The sequence below is a fragment of the Lysinibacillus sp. NPDC086135 genome, from assembly GCF_044746345.1.
GTDB lineage: Bacteria > Bacillota > Bacilli > Bacillales_A > Planococcaceae > Lysinibacillus.
This window is the reverse complement of sequence record NZ_JBIVCA010000017.1, coordinates 13,140-33,067: the sequence shown is the minus strand read 5'-3', so window position 1 is coordinate 33,067 and position 19,928 is coordinate 13,140. Positions and strand designations below refer to the sequence as shown.

The following is a 19,928-nucleotide window of genomic DNA, read 5'->3' as shown; positions in this document are numbered from 1 at the left end:
ATTAGTATATCAGTGCAATGTGGGTCATTGATGGATTCAGTTGTTATTTCGGTTACAGAATTCGGACCAGTAAATAAAAATAATAAAAAGGATGGGCAATCAAGCGACGTCCTATAGAAATTAAGGTGAAGAAAACATGACAAAAATATTGTTAACAGGGTTTGTACCATTTCTTGAGTATAAAATTAATCCAACAATGCAAATTGTAGAAAACTTACATGGAGAAATGATGGATGGCTATGAAATTATAGGACGCATTTTGTCAGTAGATTTTCAGCAATCTGCTCAGCAGCTGAAACAATATATTGCTGAGATAAAGCCAGAAATCATTATTTCATTAGGTTTAGCTGGAGGACGTTTTAAAATAACACCTGAGCGAATAGCGATTAATATTAAAGATGGCGAAGCGGATAATAATGGTTATACACCAGCAGATGAAAGCATTTATGATGGCGGTGAAGACGCGTATATAACGAATTTACCTATTAGAAATATGGTGAATCGATTATGCAAAGAGGGGTATCCAGCGGAAATATCAAATACGGCGGGTACCTATTTATGCAACAATATTATGTATGAAGGGCTAGTTTACGCAAAGCAACATAAAGGAGTCCGCGCTGGATTTATTCATATTCCTGCGTCATTTGATTTGGCGATTCAGCATGGAAAAATCCCGGGATGGAATATTCAAGATTTAATAACGTCCATTAGGCTCTGTATCGAGGAGACAATTCGTGCAACAAATAATTAATTTCCTATTTGTGAGTCGATTTCAATCAAATGCATTGATTCAAATAGGCTTGTACATGTCAAAGTATTCTAACATCAAATGAAGTGATGTCATGTCAGTATAGCAAAAGAAAAATAAAATTTCAGTTGCAAACACTGTGTAACACGGGGTGCACTGGATTATGAAAAAAATATGAGCTTAAATGTCAAATGGAAAATAAAAATAATGGATGCTCTTAAATTTTTTAAGGCATCCATTATTTTTATTATATGAAGTTTATTTTTTTATAGATGAAGCATATTATTGGATAGATTCGTATAACAACATATATTTCCTTCTCTACCCAATTTCCCTAAGATGATTAAAGTGTAGTCACTAATTCAACAGCCTCAACAATAATTGGTGTTCCTGCTGGTAAAGTGCCTGTAACAGTTTGGAATGTTAATTCGGTTGCAGAAACAGAATAGGAACCACCCTCCTGAAGCACCCCGTTTATATATAAATTATAGTACCCGTTTGTTACGATTGGGAAAGTAGTTGCAGCAGAACCGCTATCATTTAAAAAGGTAGTAGCGGCAACCGTTGTACCATCTGAGATCGTTAAAGGTGTAGCTAAAACATTGAAAAATCTAGTCGAAGTACTTGTAACATTGACATGAATATTAATAATAGAAAGTGCCACTTATTTTCACCCCCTTTCAGGTTTGTTTCTTACATTGTAGAAAATCCTAATGATTCTATAATGATTGGAGTTCCTTTATATATTGTTGAATTATCTGGACTTAAGGTTAACGAGGTTGGGATTATAGTATAAATTCCACCTTCCTGCATTACGGCATTGATAAAAAGATTAACGTAGCCATTCGGATTAAAAATCTTAAATTCAGTTACTGGGTTTCCATCATCATCCCAAAATTGGCTAGCAGGTAGAGTCACCCCATTCGTTAAATGAATATCTGATGTAGCAATAAAGAAATATCTATTTACTGTTGGAATGATATTTCCATTAGGTTTAATAACCGGGGGAGGGTCTACCGAAAGAATGGTACTAGCTTTTATTCGAGGCCAAATAAACCGATCTTCACACCCACATTTACATTTTTGCTCGATCTTACCGTGATCCCTATAATTCACCATTTTTTTATCACCTCATTTAATTGTTTGTCCCTCATTTCGTTTCGTGGTTAAAATTTCCACTGTATTTGGAAATTTTAGTATTGCAATCGCATAATACCCCTTTTTAAAACTTAATTTTCCTTACCTTAAAATATGGAGAAAATTATTATTTACTTAGTTGTGCAACCATTTGGAATAATTAGTAGTTTTATAAAAAAATAATGGCCTACTATCATAAATTGAAGATACCATTTGTTAGAGACCCTGGAGCGAAGCGGCTCATCGGACGCCCCCCAAGAAGCTTTGTTCTGCGCGAAGGCGAAGCGACAGCAACAATGTATTACCTGTGCGAAAGTGCAGCGACAGCAACAATTTTTTAACTGTGCGAAAGCGAAGCGACAGCAACAAAGCGCCCAGTCGGAACGGAAATCAACCACACGTTTTGATAGTGAGCCTGAATAGTGCATTCTTTTGATTAAACAGGACGATATGGATGAATATGGCGTCTGAAACCTTTATATATATGCTTTTTAAAGTAAATTAGTGTTATACTTTGCTTGTCGAATAAGGTAGAATACTATTTATGACTATCTTCATTCAGAAAAATACCACCTCTGAAGTGGTAAGATGAATGCGGATATAGTTTCTTTCCAAACATTACTGAAATAGAGGAACTCAGTCTAAGAACGCCACGTCCTGTGGCAACGACTGAGTGACCAACATCGTGTTGCTGCTGCTTCGCTTTCGCACAAAAAACATTTGTTGGCCTAAAGCTTCCGGCGGATGTCATAGATTTTTAAAGGAGTGAACTGTGCTCAACACTTCAAAATCCGGACGCATTGTTGATCGGCGCGACAGCGGCAATTACGCCAAGGTGAAATTGATTAATATGAATAAAGGGGTTACTGGTTTTATGAATGATTTTGAACAACAGTTGGAGGCGCTATTAAAGCAAGCTTCGTTACAATACATAATTTATCAGCATAATGGTGATACAGAGCGTATGGATAAGACATCACTTTTTGCGCGTAAAATACAGCAAAAAGAATATGTTATCGGCTTTGCTGGCCATTTCTCTGCTGGTAAGTCTAGTATGATTAACGCGCTATCAGGTGAAGATTTACTTGCGTCAAGTCCTATTCCAACGAGTGCCAATATCGTCAAAGTCCATAAATCAGATGAAGACTTTGCGATTGTCTATATGCACAATGAAAAACCTGTAAAATTTGAAGCGGGTTATGATTTTAAAACAGTGAAAGAGCTTAGTAAAAATGGGGACCTAGTGTCTCAAATTGAAATTGGTCATAGTACATCGACATTACCATTAGGCGTCACAGTTATGGATACGCCAGGTGTCGACTCGACAGATGATGCACACCGTATGTCAACAGAGTCAGCCCTTCATATTGCTGATATCGTATTTTATACAATGGACTACAATCATGTGCAATCAGAAATGAATTTTCAATTTACAAAGCAATTAATGAAGTACAATCCAAACGTTTATTTAATCGTAAACATGATTGATAAGCATAATGAAAATGAATTAAGCTTTGAGGAATTTAAAGCAACTGTTCACAATTCCTTTGCAGCTTGGGGAGTAGTTCCTAAGGGTGTATTTTTCACTTCATTAAGAGAGCCTGGGCACCCTTATAACGATTTTAAAGCTGTTAAAAAAATTGTTATGGATAGTATGAATGATTGGCAGGATCAACTTGTACAGACAGCATCAAATACACTGCGTTTATTACAAAGTGAACATGACACTTATTTAACAGAAGAAAGAGAAGATCGTTTAGACATCGATGAAGATGTATTAAGTGCCGATGACTGGGCAAACCATAAAGATATTTTAGAGCAGTACAATAAGCTAAATCGTCAAGTTGAATTGTTTTCGATTGAGGCCTGGAATGAAACGTTCGAGGACCAGCGTAAAGAACTTCTTGCGAATGCTGCCATTATGCCGGCTGATTTACGCGATAAATTACGTCTATATTTAGAGAGTCAGCAAGATGGTTTCAAAGTAGGAGGTTTATTTACTGCTAAGAAAAAAACAGAGGAAGAGCGTAACCGCCGCAAAGAGGATGCCTATAGTGCCTATCAAAATGTTGTGCATGCACAGATTACTGGACATTTAAAAGGGCTAATGAAACAGGTGTTAAAGGATGTTAGTGCATTAAATGAAGAACGTGCTACCGCTATTGATGCCTACGCCTTTGAATTACCTTTCTCCCTTATTGAGCAGCAGGTACAAGTTGGTGCTCTATTAACTGGAGATGCAGTTCTAAACTTCGCAAACCGTGTAGCAGAGGCAACAAAACGCTACTTCATCCAGGACACAGATAATTGGAAGGATGCACAAGCGACAACTTTAGAAGCAGTGGCTACTGAAACAGCAGCACCATCTAAATTAAAAATGGCTGGGATGCAAGCGAAAGTTGATGCTATTCAGGCAGTGCTTGAAATCGAGGGGTATCAACAATATAGTGCGAGTATTATGCATCAGGCAAGCAATGAAATACGTCAGCTTGCAAATCAACAGCTTACAAATTGGGATCAAGCCTTTAAGCAAGATTTAGCGGATATTCGATTGTTTGATGAATCAATGTTAAAGCCAAAAGAGGAAGCGTTACAACAGGAAGAGGCACAGCAAGCAGTAAGTGCAACAAGCCTACCTATTGAAGGTGTAGTTAAGCGTGCACTTCATACGGCAAACTCGGTAAAGGATGTACAAGGCTTTGCGGAAGTAGCAACTTACTTAGAAAATAAAGTAGAACGATTACAGAAAAAAGATTTCACAATCGCGCTTTTCGGTGCATTTAGTGCAGGGAAATCTTCCTTCTCTAATGCGTTAATGGGTGCTAAAGTTTTACCAGTATCACCAAACCCAACTACAGCGGCTATTAATAAAATTCGCCCTGTAACACCAGAGCATCCGCATGAAACAGCAGATGTACTGTTAAAAATAGCTGACCAAATGCTAGAGGATATTCAAGCTTCATATGCAGCAGTTGGTTTATCAGTTTCTTCTTTAGAAGAGGCATTTAATCGTGCAGATGAAGGACTTGCGGTACAGCTATCGGACGAACGCTTAAATGTGCATAAATCATTTATTCGTGCATATAAAGAAGGATTTCCAACATTTAAGTCTGAGCTTGGAAAAGTATTACGTGTTAACCGTGAAGAGTTCGAAAAATTTGTTGCGCAGGAAAATAAATCATGCTTTGTCGATAATATTGATTTCTATTATGATAGTCCGTTAACACGCATGGGTGTGACACTTGTTGACACACCAGGAGCAGATTCTATTAATGCGCGTCATACAGGAGTTGCATTTGAATATATTCGTAATGCTGATGCAATCTTGTTTATTACTTATTATAATCATGCTTTTGCTAAAGCTGACCGTGAGTTTTTAATTCAGCTAGGGCGTGTGAAGGATGCCTTCGAACTTGATAAGATGTTCTTTATCGTCAATGCGATTGATTTAGCGACAACAGAAGAAGAGCAGGAAGATGTCAAAGGCTATGTACGTTCAGAGCTACAACGCTTTGGCATTCGCTTCCCTCGACTTTACGGTGTGTCAAGCTTATTGGCATTGAAGGAAAAAGTAGAGGGTGCAGATTTAACATCAGGTATGCCACCTTTCGAAGATGCCTTCCACACATTCCTAAATGATGAATTAAGTGCATTGGCTGTTCAGGCACTTGCAGAGGAAGTTGATAAAACGGAGCAACGTTTAGGTGACTTAATTACGCAGACTGAAGAGAACTTAAAGCGTAAGGATGAACGTTTAGAGGAATTAACAACTCTTGAACAGCATATAACATCGAAGTTTAATTCACTTAATACAAGTATGTTAGAAAGTGAAACGAAGCAAGAACTTGATGAATTATTATATTATGTTCTTCAGCGTGTGTATTATCGTTACCCAGAGTTCTTTAAGGAAGGCTACAATCCTTCAACATTTGCAGCAATGCCAGCTCAGCAAGCATTAGAGCATGCTTTAAAAGAAGTAATGCAAAGTTTACGCTTTGACTTTACACAAGAAATGCGTGTCACAAACTTCCGTTTATCACAGTTTATTAGTAAGAAGATGCAATTACGCTTTAAAGATGAAGTACGTGAGCTGAAAGAATTAAACCGTAGCTTCTCGTTCCTAGCGTTTGAATCTTCCGAGCCAGATTTACTTGATTTTGAAGGACCATTTACAGATATCGCGAAATATTCGGGTGTTAAATCACACTTCAGAAATCAAAAGGCATTCTTTGAGAAGAATGAAAAAGTTAAGCTAAGTGAGGCGCTTGAAGTATTAACAAAACCAGATGCGCAAAACTATTTAGATTCACAGAAAGTATCCCTTATGACATGGGCTATTACCAATATTGCTGAGGAAGCAGAGCAATTACGTCTGCATATTTACCATCAGGCACTTGAACAAATTGCAACAGAAAGACTTGCACTTCAGGAAGAAAGTCGTTTAGCTTCTTGGAAAGCTATTTACGAACAATTACAATACGCATGAGGTGATTCGTTTGGGAAAAGTATTCAAATCAGTTGAGGAAATTCAGTTAGATGGAGTCCGTTTCGTAGATGCTCGCTTTGATTTACAAAACAAAGAGGCAGGGAATAAACTATTTGAAGAGGGACACGCACCAGGAGCGATTTATATCGATCTAGAGCAGGATCTATCAGATATGGGGTCTATCAATGGCCGCCATCCTATGCCAAATAAAGAAAAGCTATTGGCATTATTTCAAGGATTAGGATTAAATTATGAAGATCAAATTGTCATTTACGATCAAGGCGCCGCACCATTCGCACCACGTGCCTGGTGGATGCTGACATATGCGGGCTTTCCAAATGTAGTGATTGTGAATGGTGGTGCACCTGCACTCGAGGAAAAAATATCTTTTACAAAAGACATTATAAAATACCCACCATCTACGATTGAATTTGTTTGGCGAGATGAACTGTATGCTCCGCGTGAAGCAGTTAAAGCCATAGTCGATAGAGAAGTCGAAGCGACATTGCTTGATGCACGTGCCGCAGCTCGCTACCGTGGTGACATAGAGCCACTTGATATGGTAGCTGGGCATATACCAACGGCGAAAAACTTTGACTGGGAACAATTAAAGTCAGATGGTCGTCTACAAGCGAATGATGAGTTACGCAGCAAGGTTTCTCAAGACGAGCACGTTGTTGTGTATTGTGGCAGCGGTGTTACAGCATCGCCATTGTATGCAGTACTAGCAGATGAAGGTTATGAAAATATTCAACTGTATGTAGGTAGCTTTAGTGACTGGATTACACAATATGATGTAGAAAAAGGAACTAATGAATAAATGATTGAGGAAAAAATGCTCACTTTGGTGGGCGTTTTTTCCTTTTATTGGAGTGGAAAGGGGAGTAAGGGCGAAGTGACGGAACGAAAGGCAAGTGTGACGGATAGAAAAGCCGACGCGACGGTAAGAAAGGCAAGAGCGGCGGGAAGAAGAGCCGAGGTGACGATAGAAAGGCAAGAGCGATGGAAAGAAGAGCCAAGGTGACGGATAGAAATCCAAAGTCGTGGATAACCCTGCCCAAATCGTGGATAGAATCATCAAAATGCTGGATAGCCCCGCCCAAATCGTGGATAGAATCGTCAAAATGCTGGATAGCCCCGCCCAAATCGTGGATAGAATCGTTGAAATGCTGGATAGCCCCGCCCAATCGTGGATAGCCCCGTCAGAGCGACGGAAAGAAAAGCCGAAGCGACGGATAGAAATCCAAAGTCGTGGATAGCCCCGCCCAAATCATGGATAGAATCGTCAAAATGATGGATAGCCCCGTCAGAGCGAGTAATTATGAAACAATAAATAACGATGCGAGTTGTGATGTATTCATAAAATGACTGGTTATTCATTTTATGCTACACTCTTTTTACAAAGGGGGGAAAAGGATGATTAAACGAGAGAAAAGTATAGAGATTCAACAAGATCGCGATGTGCAATGTGCTCACGGTAAAGTGGCGGTTCAGGGGATAGCAATGAGTGTTTATAGTTTTTTTGTGGATGGTTTACTAATTGATACAGGCTCATATTCACTTTCACAGGAGTTTCAATCCTTTTTTAACGAAATACCGATTGAACAATTGGCGCTCACTCATTCTCATGAGGATCACTCAGGAAATGCAGCATGGATTCAGCAACATAAGGGTATTCCTATCTATGTTCACCGTGATTCGGTAAGTCTTTGTACAAAGGATGGTGAATATCCTTTTTATCGACAGGCATTATGGGGGGAGCGACCTGCGTTTATTGCCCAACCGCTAGGAAATACATTACAAACGAAATCAGCTACATGGGATGTTATCGAAACACCAGGGCATACGACAGATCATGTATCATTTTACAATCGAGAAACAGGTGCTATGTTTACAGGTGATTTGTATATTCAGACGAAAACTAAGGTTGTCCTTGATGAAGAAAATATCGTACATACCTTGGCGTCATTGAAGAAAATATTAAACTATGATTTCGAAGAAGTTTATTGCTGTCATGCGGGCTTTTTAGCGGATGGTCGAGCGAAAATACAAGAAAAAATTACTTATTTAGAAGAAATGGAGGGCAATATAAGGCAATTATTTGATAAAGGTTATTCGGTAGAAGAAATAACAAAATCAATCTTTTCTCGTGATTATCCGATTACCAAAGTATCGGAAGAACAGTGGTCTTCCAAGCATATTATCACTGCTTTTATAAATAAGTTTGCGCAAGAGTCCTTAAAATAAGGGCTCTTTTTTGTGCTTTGAAGTCGAGGGATTCAGAAAGTAAAAAAGAATACTTGAGGATGCATAATAAAAACTTTGTGAAAAAATGTGAAGAAAATGTGACGGAACCAGATGGAATAATGGATACGCTTACATTAGTTTGTGAAAAATTTCTCATTTACACAAGAAAAATACTATGTGAAAAGTTGAACAGGTTTAGTGGCGGTATTTGTACATTTTGTATAAAGCCAATTGATGTAAGTGTTATATTAAAATAATTGATTGTGAACTTAATAACAAAGCAATAAATGATCGAAGTTAATAATAAATAGCGCTATTTCGAAGGAAAATTAAAATTGACAGAAAATTCGTTGACTTTACTTTCACAAAGTATTATGATTCTGGAATATATAATAATTTGAAAAGAAAAGGATGGGATTGAATGGATATTATGAAAAAGGCTTTAGAAATGCACGAGTATTATAGTGGAAAATTAGAGATAATTTCGAAAGTACCTGTGCAAGATTCATATGATTTAAGTCTCGCGTATTCGCCTGGGGTAGCTGCGCCTTGTATAGAGATTGAAAGAAATCCATCGCTTGTTTACGACTATACAATGAAAGGTAATATGGTAGCGGTTGTTTCAGATGGTACGGCGGTATTAGGGTTAGGGGATATTGGCCCGAAGGCAGCATTACCAGTAATGGAGGGGAAGGCTATTTTATTAAAGCGTTTTGCCAATGTTGATGCTTTTCCTATTTGTTTAGATACGAAAAATACGGATGAAATCGTCAGCATTGTGAAGGCGCTTGCCCCTACTTTTGGTGCTGTGAATTTAGAAGATATTTCGGCGCCAAGATGCTTTGAAATTGAAGATCGTCTGCGCCAAGAATGTGATATTCCTGTGTTCCATGATGACCAGCATGGAACGGCGATTGTAGTAGGTGCAGGGATGGTTAATGCCAATCGCATTGTGAAAAAAGATGTGGCAACGATGAAGGTCGTCATTAATGGTGCAGGAGCAGCCGGAATTGCTATTTTGCGTATTCTTGTGCAAATGGGCTATAAAAATATTTTTATGTGCGATACAAAAGGTCTCATTTATGAAGGTCGCGCTGAAGGTATGAATCCAATTAAAGAAACAGTAGCCCATTTAACAAATCCTGAAAAAATACATGGAACATTGGAAGACGCCATTAAAGGTGCTGATGTCTTTATCGGTGTATCAGTTGCTAATTTATTAACAGAAACACATATTGCTTCAATGAATGATGATCCAGTCGTGTTTGCACTAGCAAATCCAAATCCTGAAATTACGTATGAAAATGCTAAAGCATGGGGTGTGCGTATTATGGGGACAGGACGTTCCGATTATCCAAATCAAATTAACAATGTGCTTGCTTTCCCTGGTATTTTCCGTGGGGCATTGGATGTTCGAGCAACAGATATTAATGAGGCTATGAAAATAGCTGCAGTGGAAGCGATAGCCGCTCTTGTAAGTGATGAGGAATTAACGGAGGAATATATTGTACCTAAATCATTAGATGAGCGGGTTGTTGAAATTGTTTCCCAAGCTGTAAGTGGAGCAGCTGTTGAGTCTGGTGTGTCGGAGCTTTTCCAACAAAATACAGTGCTTTCTGTTTAACGTGAAAAAATCTCCCCCTCTCATAGAGAGAGGGGAGATTTTTTACGTTCCGGCTAAAATGCCGATAACTGCAAAGAGAACAATCATCAGAATAATGAGGACAATGAGAAGAATGCCTGGAATATAGAGAGTAAAGAAGGCCCTCCAATTGGTTATTTGGTGTGCTTCTGCAATAATTCCTACTGTAATAATGAGGTTCCAAATTGCAACCACAATCGATAATAAAATTGCAATCCAAAAAACCCAAGGGTAAGGCCCGGCGAAGTCAGGATCCATTAAAGACTCAGGTGATGTAAATAACCAAATTAAATAAAAAGGAATAAGTACTATAGATGGAATAGCAGTTAAACTTAACCCTTTAAATAAGTGTGAGTACGTACCTGTTCCTTTAAAAAGTTTACCGAACAGCCAAGCGATTAGTGCAAGAAAACCCGTACCGATTATTCCTGAAATCGGTGATGCAATAACACAAAATAGTAAGATAAACCAAGGAGAAAAGTCTATCACGGATATCTTATCAATAAGGTTTGAAAGTGTAACACCAATATAACCAATTGACAAAAGAAGAAGAGCAAAACCAATTGATTTTTCTTCTATCATGTAACGGGTTGTTTGCTTTGGATGCAACCAAATAGACAAAAATGGATTAACCTTTAGCCTTTCTTGTGATCTTTCATTAAAGTCATCCATTAAATTACCTCCAAAATAATAGTATAAATGCATGATGCGTATAATTAGTATACGTGTAATTCGATGAAAAGTTTCGAAAAAACATGTTAGCAACAAAAAGAGCCGCAAGAAAGCGACTCTTTTTGATTACTCGTATCTAGTCAGTCATGGCATTTTAATAGAATAATTTTTTATTCAGCTAACATAATTTTTTCAAGATCTAATGGTTCTATGTATTGTTCGCCTTTGTAAGCACGCATATTACCACCTGAAATTTCATCTATTAATAAAATTTCATTTGTTTTAGCGTCGCGGCCAAACTCTAGTTTGATATCATAAAGTGTTAACCCTTTTTTGTTAAGCTTTGCAGCAACAAATTTAGCAATTTCAATTGTACGTTGCTTTAAAATTGCGTATTCTTCATGTGTTAACAGGTTTAACATGGCTAAAGCATCTTCAGAAATGGGCGGATCTAGTCGATCATCATCTTTGATGGTAACCTCTACGAAAGAATCTAAGTCTTGTCCTTCTTTTACGTAAGCGCCAAAGCGACGTAGGAAAGAGCCTACTGCCTTGAAGCGGCAGATGACCTCTAAACCCTTACCAAAAACAGTTGCAGGCTTTACTGTCATTGTTGCATCGTTGAAGTTTGCATCAACGTAGTGAGTAGGAACACCTTGTTCGTTTAGTTTTGAGTAGAAATAAGAAGTTAAGCGAAGTCCAGCTAAACCAGCGCCGTCGATTGTTAACCCTACAGTATTAGCACCCGGATCGAATACGCCGTTTTCTCCAGTTACATCATCTTTAAATTGTAATAAGTAATGACCATCTTCTAATTGAAACACATTTTTCGTTTTACCTGTATACAATAATTCCACAAACACCCCTCCAATATTTCGTACTACTTCATTATTATAACACGAATGTTTTGGATATTTAATAGTAAAAATGTTCGTTTTAAACGATTTTTTTATGTTTTCAACTTCGTTTCTAATGGTGAATCAAGGTAATAACGAATGTTCGTTATCACCTTAAGTGTATTGAAAGGATTCTGAAATTAATGTTAATAAACGCCTTCAGCTAGCATACCATCAGCAACTTTTATAAAGCCAGCGATGTTCGCGCCAACTACAAGATTGCCGGGGTAGCCATATTTTTCAGCAGCTGCTTTGCTGTCCGCGTAAATGTTTTTCATAATTTCATGTAATTTAGCATCTACTTTTTCAAATGACCAGAAAACACGACTTGAATCTTGCGCCATTTCAAGAGCAGATACAGCAACACCTCCGGCATTAGCAGCTTTAGCAGGACCGAATAATACGCCAGCATTTAAGAATTCGTTAATTGCTTCAAGATCTGATGGCATGTTTGCGCCTTCACCAATAGCTTTCACTCCGTTAGAGATTAAAGTACGAGCCGAATCGCCATTAATTTCATTTTGTGTTGCACATGGAAGCGCGATGTCACAAGGGATCGTCCAGATACCAGTGCAACCTTCTGTAAATGTAGCATTTGGACGATAGTTTAGGTAAGTGGAGATACGATCGCCTTTTACTTCTTTAATTGCTTTAATTGCATCAAGATCTAAACCTTCTGGGTCGTAAACATAGCCTGAAGAGTCAGAGCAAGCAACAACTTTTGCGCCATAAGCTTGTGCTTTTTCAATAGCATATGTTGAAACGTTACCAGAACCAGAAACTACAACTGTTTTACCTTCGAATGAATCATTGACATCTTTTAGCATTTCGTTTACAAAATATACAGTACCATAACCAGTTGCCTCTTTACGGGCTAAAGAACCACCGTAGCCAGGAGTTTTACCAGTTAATACACCAGATTCGCTTGCTTTTGTTAAACGTTTATATTGGCCCCATAAATAACCTACTTCACGAGCGCCAACACCGATATCACCTGCTGGAACATCGACATCTGGACCAATATGGCGGTATAATTCAGTCATGAATGCTTGACAGAAACGCATAATTTCCGAATCTGATTTACCTTTAGGATCGAAGTTTGAACCACCTTTACCACCACCGATTGGTTGGCCTGTTAAAGCATTTTTAAAGATTTGTTCAAAGCCTAAGAATTTGATAATGGATTCATTAACGGAAGGGTGGAAGCGAAGACCGCCTTTGTATGGCCCCATTACGTTGCTGTATTGCACACGGTAACCACGGTTTACTTGAACTTCATTGTTATCATCTTGCCAAGCTACACGGAAAGAAATGATACGATCTGGCTCAACGATACGAGATAAGATATTGGCTTTAATATATTCAGGGTGTTGTGCAAATACAGGCACTAATGAAATGAAAATTTCTTCAGCTGCTTGTAAGAACTCTGCTTGATAACTATTTTGTTGTTTTAGTTGCTCGAATACGCCATCAACATATTCTTTTGCTAATTGTTCGTTGCTTACAGTTGTAGTTGTCATAGTAAAAAACCTCCAGTTATTTGATATTTGTATCGTATATCTATTTTTCACACTATTCAATAAAATACTTTTTCCAACAGTCTAAAGTTTGTGAAGAATTGAGCAAATAGGGGAAAGAATTTATTATATTAAAATAATAATGGGTTGAGCGATCTATCTAATTATGAGAAAGGAATGATGCTTTATTGTGAAGGTTTTAATTGACGCTGATGCCTGTCCAGTCGTGGATTTAGCGCTATCTATATCATCTGAGTTTGAGATTGAAACAATCTTGTTTTGCGATACATCCCACCGTATCGAACGTGATAATGTAATAACAATTATGGTTCCGAAGGGTCCAGATTCGGTTGATTTTACGCTAGTGAATGCGCTTTCAAAACATGATATTGTCATTACGCAGGATTACGGTTTAGCAGCTATGGTTTTGGCAAGAGGAGGTTATCCAATCGATCAAAATGGAAGAGAGATGTCCAATGAAAATATCGAACGTTTGCTCGATATGCGCCATGTTGGACAGAAAATTAGACGTGCTGGAGGACGGACGAAAGGGCCTAAAAAACGAACTCAAGAAAACAATATTTCGTTTGAATTGAAATTTCGACAAATTTGTGAACGAGCGATTTTAGCTCAAAAAATGGAGGGATCTGAAGGTGGAAAATGAGCGTAAACACGAACTATTAAATCAATTTCCGGGACTAAACGAGTTAGCAAATCATCATACTGTACTTTGGAAAAATACAAATCGAGAAAAAAAAGCGCAAACAAATCTTTTTTCAATGGAGGAAGTTGAGGAGGCAGAGGAAACACTTAAACGCTTTTCTACCTATTTAACTTTAGCATTTCCAGAGCTTTTGGAAAGCAAAGGGCTTATTGAATCGTCTTTACTAGATATACCTTGCATGAAGAAAGCTCTTGAAAAAGAATTTGATGTATTAATACCAGGTCAATTTATCTTAAAATGCGATCATGCCTTGCCAATTTCCGGCTCTATTAAAGCCCGTGGTGGTATTTTTGAAGTATTAAGGCAGGCAGAACGGCTTGCGATCGCTAGTGGCAAGCTAACAAAAGAGGATAGTTATGCGGTGTTGGCAACAGAGGACTTTCAATCGTTCTTTCAGCAATACACAATTGCCGTAGGTTCTACAGGTAATTTAGGATTGAGTATCGGCATTATGGGCAAAAAACTCGGCTTTAATGTCGTTGTACATATGTCGAGTGATGCAAAAGAGTGGAAAAAAGCATTACTGCGTGAAAAAGGTGCGACAGTTATTGAATATGAAGCAGATTATAGTGTTGCTGTAGAACAAGGTCGTCGAGAGGCTGAACAAGATCCTATGTGTCATTTTATTGATGATGAAAATTCGAAGGACCTATTTGCCGGCTATGCAGTGGCGGCGAAGCGTTTAAAAGCACAGTTTGAAAAGACGAATATTTCTGTGGATGCTACCCATCCATTGTTCGTGTATTTACCATGTGGTGTAGGTGGAGGACCGGGGGGAGTTGCGTACGGGATACGTGAAATTTTTGGAGAGCATGCCCATATATTTTTCGCAGAGCCCGTAGCATCTCCTTGTATGACAATTGGCTTAATGACAGGTTTACATGATGAAATTAGTGTAGAAGATATCGGTCTTAATAATAAAACCGAAGCAGATGGCCTTGCTGTTGGTCGTGCGTCAAAATTTGTTGGCAAAGTGATGGAAACATATATTAGTGGTTGTTATACAGTGAAAGATGAAGAATTATTTACGTCGCTCGGTTTAGCGTTGGATTCGGAAGGTCTATTTTTAGAACCATCTGCACATGCAGGGATGTTCGGACCAATTCAGTTAATGAAAAATGGACAAAGTTATTTAGAAAAGCATGATTTAGTTAATAAGATGGAGCAAGCTACCCATCTTGTATGGGCAACAGGTGGAAGTATGGTGCCGGAGGAAATGCGTGGGGAATACATGGCAAAGGTGTGCCAGTAGCAAGAATTAATGATTAAGGTAGTTAGTTAATAAGAAAACGCAAGAATGCTATCGGAATCAACATTCTTGCGTTTATTACTTTTAAAGTTATTTATATAAATAGTCCAACGCTTGATAATCTTGCTGATAGCGTCCACCGTCCGCTACTTCAGCGTGATATAAAGCTTTTAAAGCATAATTTTTTTGCAAATCCATTTCGGACATTAACTCTTTTAGGCGATCATGTAATTCACGGTTTTCTTTCACAAGTTGCTGCATTTGTGGTTTAAAATATTTCATACTGTCTAACTCCTCAATTTATAACGTGTTTATTAGTATAACACTTTTAGCTTTTGAAAATGTACTCATATTCATAATTCGGGCTGTAAAAGATTATTCAGTTGATCATGTACTTAGGTGTATCGTTCTCTTAGATTTCAATGCTTGTTTAATATTTAATAATAATAACTAAAAAATGAAATAGTATATGTGCGTTTCATTATGCATTAAGAATTTTCAATTTAATGACAGGTATACATGATGAGATCAAAGTTGAAGATATTGGTCTAAATAAGGATGTTCAGTCTATAAGGATTATTAAATTGAACATTTCTTCTTGCTCAGTAATCGCGCTCGTTTCTTGAATTACTAAAGGGTTATCTCCTATTTATCCCGTCCTGTTTTACTTTTTTTCGTATAGATATAAAGAAAAGCAAGAAGTCCATATAAGATTCCTCCTAACAAGAAAAACGGTTCAACAATTACTAAAAGTAAAGGAAGTGAATCTGATCCCGATAAGCTTTGAATTATCCCTACACCACCCCGCAAACCTAAAACCACACATGCTCCCCATGCTAAAATGAGCAACAACCAGGATGGAAACCGTCGTCCCCATGCTTGAACAAGTGCAAGTGCAGTAAATGCAGCAATTATACATAGGCCAATTGCAACCAGATTAATGATGAATAACACTTCGCCCATTGTCTGGCCTTCAAATCCTAAAGTGCCTCCTGTAGCCCAGTAAATGTGGATCAACCCGAATAGAGTCGACCAAACAAAAGCTGCATAACCAGTAAAAACCAACCACTTCTCTATTTTGTCTAGAGGATGGCAATCATTATTGTTTTTGATTGAAATAACTCCTTTCATTATGAGGAATGAAACCATTTTGAATTAGTACAATCAGTTACTACATTATATGGCCCTTTTGCTTAATTAGAGATTGAATAGGGACAATAAATAAACAAACTTCCAAATCCATACATAGATTTGGAAGTTTAAATCTTTATCCCACATTATCAAGCAATAAGAGGAAGAATAATTACCCATATAATCCCAATTGGTGAAGGGGAATCATATCTGTGGGGATGAAGAAGGCCTCGCTGATTAAAGTTTCACTTTATCGTGGCATTGTTTTCGCTGAGCGGTTAAAAATACTTCCTGTGCTGCCCGCACACCTGCACCTGGCTCAAAGTCATATTCAAAGTCTTGAAGTGCCGCTTCCATTAAAGAAACTGCTTGTAAAATATCACTTGGGAAACAATAGCCCATATGGCCGAATCTAAAAATTTTACCTTGCAAATGGCCGAGGCCACCAGCAAAATCTAAATGATATTGTTGTTTTAAATGTGCCAAGAAGTTACCGAGTGCAATCCCTTTTGGTGCCATAATCGCTGTAATGGTCGGAGAAGCATGCTCATCCGTAGTGAGAAGTTCAATATGAAGGGCATTCATCGCATGACGCACCATGTTTTTCATTAGCTCATGGCGAGCAACTGTATGTTCAAAGCCTCCTTCTTCCTCTATAAGTTTACAAACCTCATGAAGTCCAGAAATAAGTGTCACAGTAGGCGTGTTTGGAGTCATCCCTTTTTCTGCCCAGCTACGATAGCTTAATAGGTTTAAATAATAGGACGGTGTATTATTTTCTTCAATAACGTTCCAAGCTCTATCACTAACGCTGACAAGAGAAAGTCCAGGAGGTAGCATCATCGCTTTTTGAGATCCAGTAACAAGAATATCGATCCCCCAGGCATCCATTTCAGCAGGAGCTCCACCTATGCAACTTACACCATCGACAATACACAATGCATCCGTTTCCTCACGTACAACTTGTGCTAATTCAGCAATTGGGTTTAAGATACCAGTCGAAGTTTCATTGTATGTGACAAAAACAGCTTTAATATCTTTCAACGGTTGCAAGAATTCTCGTAGCCCCTTAGCTGTGCAAGCTTGTCCCCATTCTTTTTCAAGCTTATGTACATGAAAGCCGAATTTCTCACAAATCGAAACAAAATAGTCTCCGAATGCTCCAACAGTGATCACAACAACATTTTCACCAGCAGAAACAGTGTTAACCGCCGCGGCCTCTAAAGCTGCTGTACCACCTGATGGAAGAAGTAAAATATCCTGCTTTGTCCCGAAAATAGGTTTTACTAATTCAATTGTTTCACGGTAAAGCGCTACAAATTCATTGCTTCGATGACTAATAATATCGCGATTCATCGCAAGCTGAACCTTTTTAGGAATTGGCGTAGGTCCTGGATGTCTTAAAATATTTTCATACACAATCATCAAACCCCTTTGTATTAAAAATTAGAAATTCGAAATTTTCTAACTATAATATAGCATATTTTTTCTGTTAGCTAACTTCTTTTTCAAAATTTGATAGATCAAGTGTCGTAAGAGAGTAGGAAATACATCTGATTAATTTTTTGTATGGTAAAATTTTTATAGAAGGGGGGCTAAGTGATGGAATCGAAAGTAAAGTATCCATATATTTATTTTTTATTGGAATCAAATATGGTTTTTGTCTATCGAATTAAAACACATAATTATTTGAACGCATCGGATTTGATAGATAGGAGTGAATGGGAGGCTTATGAATTACAGCATCATGTTCAATTTGAAGCATTCAACCATGAAGAAAGTAAAGCAATTGACGAGTGGGGATTCTGGCTTGAGCAACATAAATTAAGCGACATCGTAGAAATTATCAATGACTGTATTCAAAAACATTGTTCTGTGGATCAACGAATAACAACACAGGCAGTTCATATTGTGAGCTCTGAATCTGCAGCTGGTTCAGTGAGAGTAGCACTAGCACCACCTAAACATGTGATTGGATTCCCTGATTGCTTCTCAATTGGACCATTGTGGAAGCTAGAGGAGAAAAGAGGTCAAACATTCCGAAACAATTGGTTATTTGAAAATATTAACGATGAACAAGAAGATGTTTATCAAAATAAGTTTACAAATACTTTGCGTGAAATAGAAGATATTTCGAATCATGTTCCTATCTATATTTGGTATGGTAATAATGCAGATGAACAATGCGGGCTTCGTTTTTTCCTCTATTTATTGCGAAATAAATCAAATGAGATTTTTCTTATTAATACAACAGAACAGAGTAAGGTTAATTGTGCGACAAGCCATCTTAGTTCACAGCAATTAGCGCAGCTTTTTATGAACATAGAAGAAAAAAAGCCATTAACTATCCAGGACCGTCGTATTTTCCAAAATGAATGGGAAACATTATCGCAAACTAACGATATTCTGCGCTTATGGATTAATAATGGAATAAAAGGGGTACCAGAAAATTATTTTGATCCCCTTATTATAGAGACGATAGAAAGGCTACATAGTGAACAAGCAACAACAGATTTTATCAAGACAGGGGCAGTGATTGCGGAACTCTTACCTTTGATAGAAGAGCTTCCTAGTGTCTTCTTTTTAGAATCTAGAATAAGATTTTTAGTCTATAGTGGGGTGCTTGCATTAAAAGGTATTCCTAAGTCCATAAGACACTATAGTGTGAAATTACGTGAATAACTAGAAAACCTCTTTAACCTTAAATGGTAAAAAGAGGTTTTTGTACTTGCATATGTATTATGCAACGAAAGGTTTATTCATTTTTATTAAGCCATAGATAAAATAGAATAGTCCTAATGTGATGAACGATAAAATCGTATAAAGTACAGCTTTCCCAGTTCCACCAGTCCAACGATAGAAGAGGCGATATGTGATATAGAAAATAAAGCCGAGAAGACCTATTGAAGCAATCACATCCAGAAACAGAAACGGAATAAAAGAAACAAATGTCAATACAGCATAAATAATAGCATTTTTCATTGCTGCTGCTCGAACTGTTACGTCATTATTACCCTTTGCTGTTAATAAGAAAAGGTTATATATACCAATGATCGGAATCCAAGCAATATAAGCCAGTTTGCTAAAGCCATTTACTTTAGATGCCTGGTAATAAATAAGTGAACTAATTACATAGCTTGCAATACTTATCAATGCAATACAAATTAACATAATAATGAGAAATTCCACGTCTAAATCATCGAAATCATTGTAATATGAAGAATCGTACATAAGAAAACCCCCTTTCTTAAAAAATACTTCATAATAATAACAATACTAAAGTCATATATCTACAGTTAATTATATCCGGAATTTAATGTTAATAATGCATTTACACTATTTCAACGGATATGAAAATTGTATTAATAATGAATTTTTGACAAATGATTGATTGGAACAAAAAAAGGGGTTAGTAAACTAGTAGCCAAGGGTTGTAGATGTTACAAAAAATCAGTGTTTGAACAAGATAGCTTCCAAAA

At 37.5% G+C, this 19,928-nt stretch carries 18 protein-coding genes; 9 read left to right on the top strand and 9 right to left on the bottom strand.

Annotated features, from left to right (window positions below):
• Nucleotides 1-136 precede the first annotated feature (136 nt).
• On the top strand, nt 137-751 hold the full coding sequence (locus tag ACIPKN_RS19725) for a pyroglutamyl-peptidase I (RefSeq protein ID WP_400939270.1): 615 nt from the start codon (nt 137-139) through the stop codon (nt 749-751).
• A 340-nt stretch (nt 752-1,091) separates the two neighbouring features.
• Here ACIPKN_RS19725 and ACIPKN_RS19720 read toward each other — a convergent pair whose 3' ends face one another.
• Nucleotides 1,092-1,412: a DUF4183 domain-containing protein gene (locus ACIPKN_RS19720; RefSeq protein ID WP_142508263.1), complete on the bottom strand. Its 321-nt coding sequence runs from the start codon at nt 1,410-1,412 to the stop codon at nt 1,092-1,094.
• 29 nt (nt 1,413-1,441) lie between these two features.
• Entirely contained in the window at nt 1,442-1,867 is a 426-nt protein-coding gene (locus ACIPKN_RS19715; protein ID WP_400939267.1) for a DUF4183 domain-containing protein, read from the bottom strand.
• An 892-nt stretch (nt 1,868-2,759) separates the two neighbouring features.
• On the opposite strand from ACIPKN_RS19715, the gene ACIPKN_RS19710 reads away from it, so the two are divergent.
• The 5 genes from ACIPKN_RS19710 to ACIPKN_RS19690 all read left to right on the top strand — a co-directional run bounded on the left by ACIPKN_RS19710 (nt 2,760) and on the right by ACIPKN_RS19690 (nt 10,242).
• Complete coding sequence (locus tag ACIPKN_RS19710) at nt 2,760-6,371, top strand: dynamin family protein (protein WP_400939476.1); 3,612 nt, start codon at nt 2,760-2,762, stop codon at nt 6,369-6,371.
• 10 nt (nt 6,372-6,381) lie between these two features.
• Nucleotides 6,382-7,191, top strand: coding sequence for a sulfurtransferase (locus tag ACIPKN_RS19705; RefSeq protein ID WP_400939264.1), 810 nt, complete (start codon nt 6,382-6,384; stop codon nt 7,189-7,191).
• Nucleotides 7,192-7,266: 75 nt separating this feature from the next.
• A complete protein-coding gene (locus ACIPKN_RS19700; RefSeq protein ID WP_400939261.1) occupies nt 7,267-7,395 on the top strand; it encodes a hypothetical protein in 129 nt (42 codons plus the stop codon).
• 392 nt (nt 7,396-7,787) lie between these two features.
• Complete coding sequence (locus ACIPKN_RS19695; RefSeq protein ID WP_400939259.1) at nt 7,788-8,618, top strand: MBL fold metallo-hydrolase; 831 nt, start codon at nt 7,788-7,790, stop codon at nt 8,616-8,618.
• Nucleotides 8,619-9,039: 421 nt separating this feature from the next.
• Nucleotides 9,040-10,242, top strand: a complete 1,203-nt coding sequence (locus ACIPKN_RS19690) for an NAD(P)-dependent malic enzyme (RefSeq protein WP_400939256.1) — start codon at nt 9,040-9,042, stop codon at nt 10,240-10,242.
• A gap of 42 nt (nt 10,243-10,284) precedes the next feature.
• On the opposite strand, the gene ACIPKN_RS19685 is transcribed toward ACIPKN_RS19690, so the two are convergent.
• From ACIPKN_RS19685 to gdhA, 3 genes are all read right to left on the bottom strand, one after another.
• Nucleotides 10,285-10,932, bottom strand: coding sequence for a Yip1 family protein (locus tag ACIPKN_RS19685; RefSeq protein WP_400939253.1), 648 nt, complete (start codon nt 10,930-10,932; stop codon nt 10,285-10,287).
• A gap of 170 nt (nt 10,933-11,102) precedes the next feature.
• Nucleotides 11,103-11,789, bottom strand: coding sequence for a phosphoribosylaminoimidazolesuccinocarboxamide synthase (locus ACIPKN_RS19680; protein WP_400939251.1), 687 nt, complete (start codon nt 11,787-11,789; stop codon nt 11,103-11,105).
• Between the two features lie 185 nt (nt 11,790-11,974).
• Nucleotides 11,975-13,348: an NADP-specific glutamate dehydrogenase gene (gene gdhA, locus ACIPKN_RS19675; RefSeq protein WP_400939248.1), complete on the bottom strand. Its 1,374-nt coding sequence runs from the start codon at nt 13,346-13,348 to the stop codon at nt 11,975-11,977.
• Nucleotides 13,349-13,535: 187 nt separating this feature from the next.
• Here gdhA and ACIPKN_RS19670 point away from each other — a divergent pair, with 187 nt between their 5' ends.
• Together ACIPKN_RS19670 and ACIPKN_RS19665 are read left to right on the top strand one after the other, a co-directional pair.
• On the top strand, nt 13,536-14,009 hold the full coding sequence (locus tag ACIPKN_RS19670; RefSeq protein WP_400939247.1) for a YaiI/YqxD family protein: 474 nt from the start codon (nt 13,536-13,538) through the stop codon (nt 14,007-14,009).
• Complete coding sequence (locus ACIPKN_RS19665) at nt 13,999-15,321, top strand: D-serine ammonia-lyase (protein ID WP_400939244.1); 1,323 nt, start codon at nt 13,999-14,001, stop codon at nt 15,319-15,321. The genes ACIPKN_RS19670 and ACIPKN_RS19665 overlap by 11 nt, the downstream gene beginning before the upstream one ends.
• Nucleotides 15,322-15,408: 87 nt before the next feature.
• On the opposite strand, the gene ACIPKN_RS19660 is transcribed toward ACIPKN_RS19665, so the two are convergent.
• The 3 genes from ACIPKN_RS19660 to ACIPKN_RS19650 form a co-directional block, all read right to left on the bottom strand.
• Entirely contained in the window at nt 15,409-15,600 is a 192-nt protein-coding gene (locus tag ACIPKN_RS19660) for a hypothetical protein (RefSeq protein WP_049666523.1), read from the bottom strand.
• Between the two features lie 363 nt (nt 15,601-15,963).
• Nucleotides 15,964-16,449 carry a DUF3995 domain-containing protein gene (locus tag ACIPKN_RS19655; protein ID WP_400939242.1) on the bottom strand — a complete coding sequence of 162 codons (486 nt, stop codon included), beginning with the start codon at nt 16,447-16,449 and terminating at the stop codon, nt 15,964-15,966.
• A 237-nt stretch (nt 16,450-16,686) separates the two neighbouring features.
• The gene (locus ACIPKN_RS19650; RefSeq protein WP_400939240.1) at nt 16,687-17,868 is read right to left on the bottom strand and encodes a pyridoxal-phosphate-dependent aminotransferase family protein; all 1,182 of its coding nucleotides are present in this window, start codon (nt 17,866-17,868) and stop codon (nt 16,687-16,689) included.
• Between the two features lie 183 nt (nt 17,869-18,051).
• Between ACIPKN_RS19650 and ACIPKN_RS19645 the strand changes: the two genes are divergently transcribed.
• Nucleotides 18,052-19,131: a DUF1835 domain-containing protein gene (locus ACIPKN_RS19645; protein ID WP_400939238.1), complete on the top strand. Its 1,080-nt coding sequence runs from the start codon at nt 18,052-18,054 to the stop codon at nt 19,129-19,131.
• Nucleotides 19,132-19,188: 57 nt separating this feature from the next.
• On the opposite strand, the gene ACIPKN_RS19640 is transcribed toward ACIPKN_RS19645, so the two are convergent.
• Nucleotides 19,189-19,680, bottom strand: a complete 492-nt coding sequence (locus ACIPKN_RS19640; RefSeq protein ID WP_400939236.1) for a hypothetical protein — start codon at nt 19,678-19,680, stop codon at nt 19,189-19,191.
• Between the last annotated feature and the right edge of the window lie 248 nt (nt 19,681-19,928).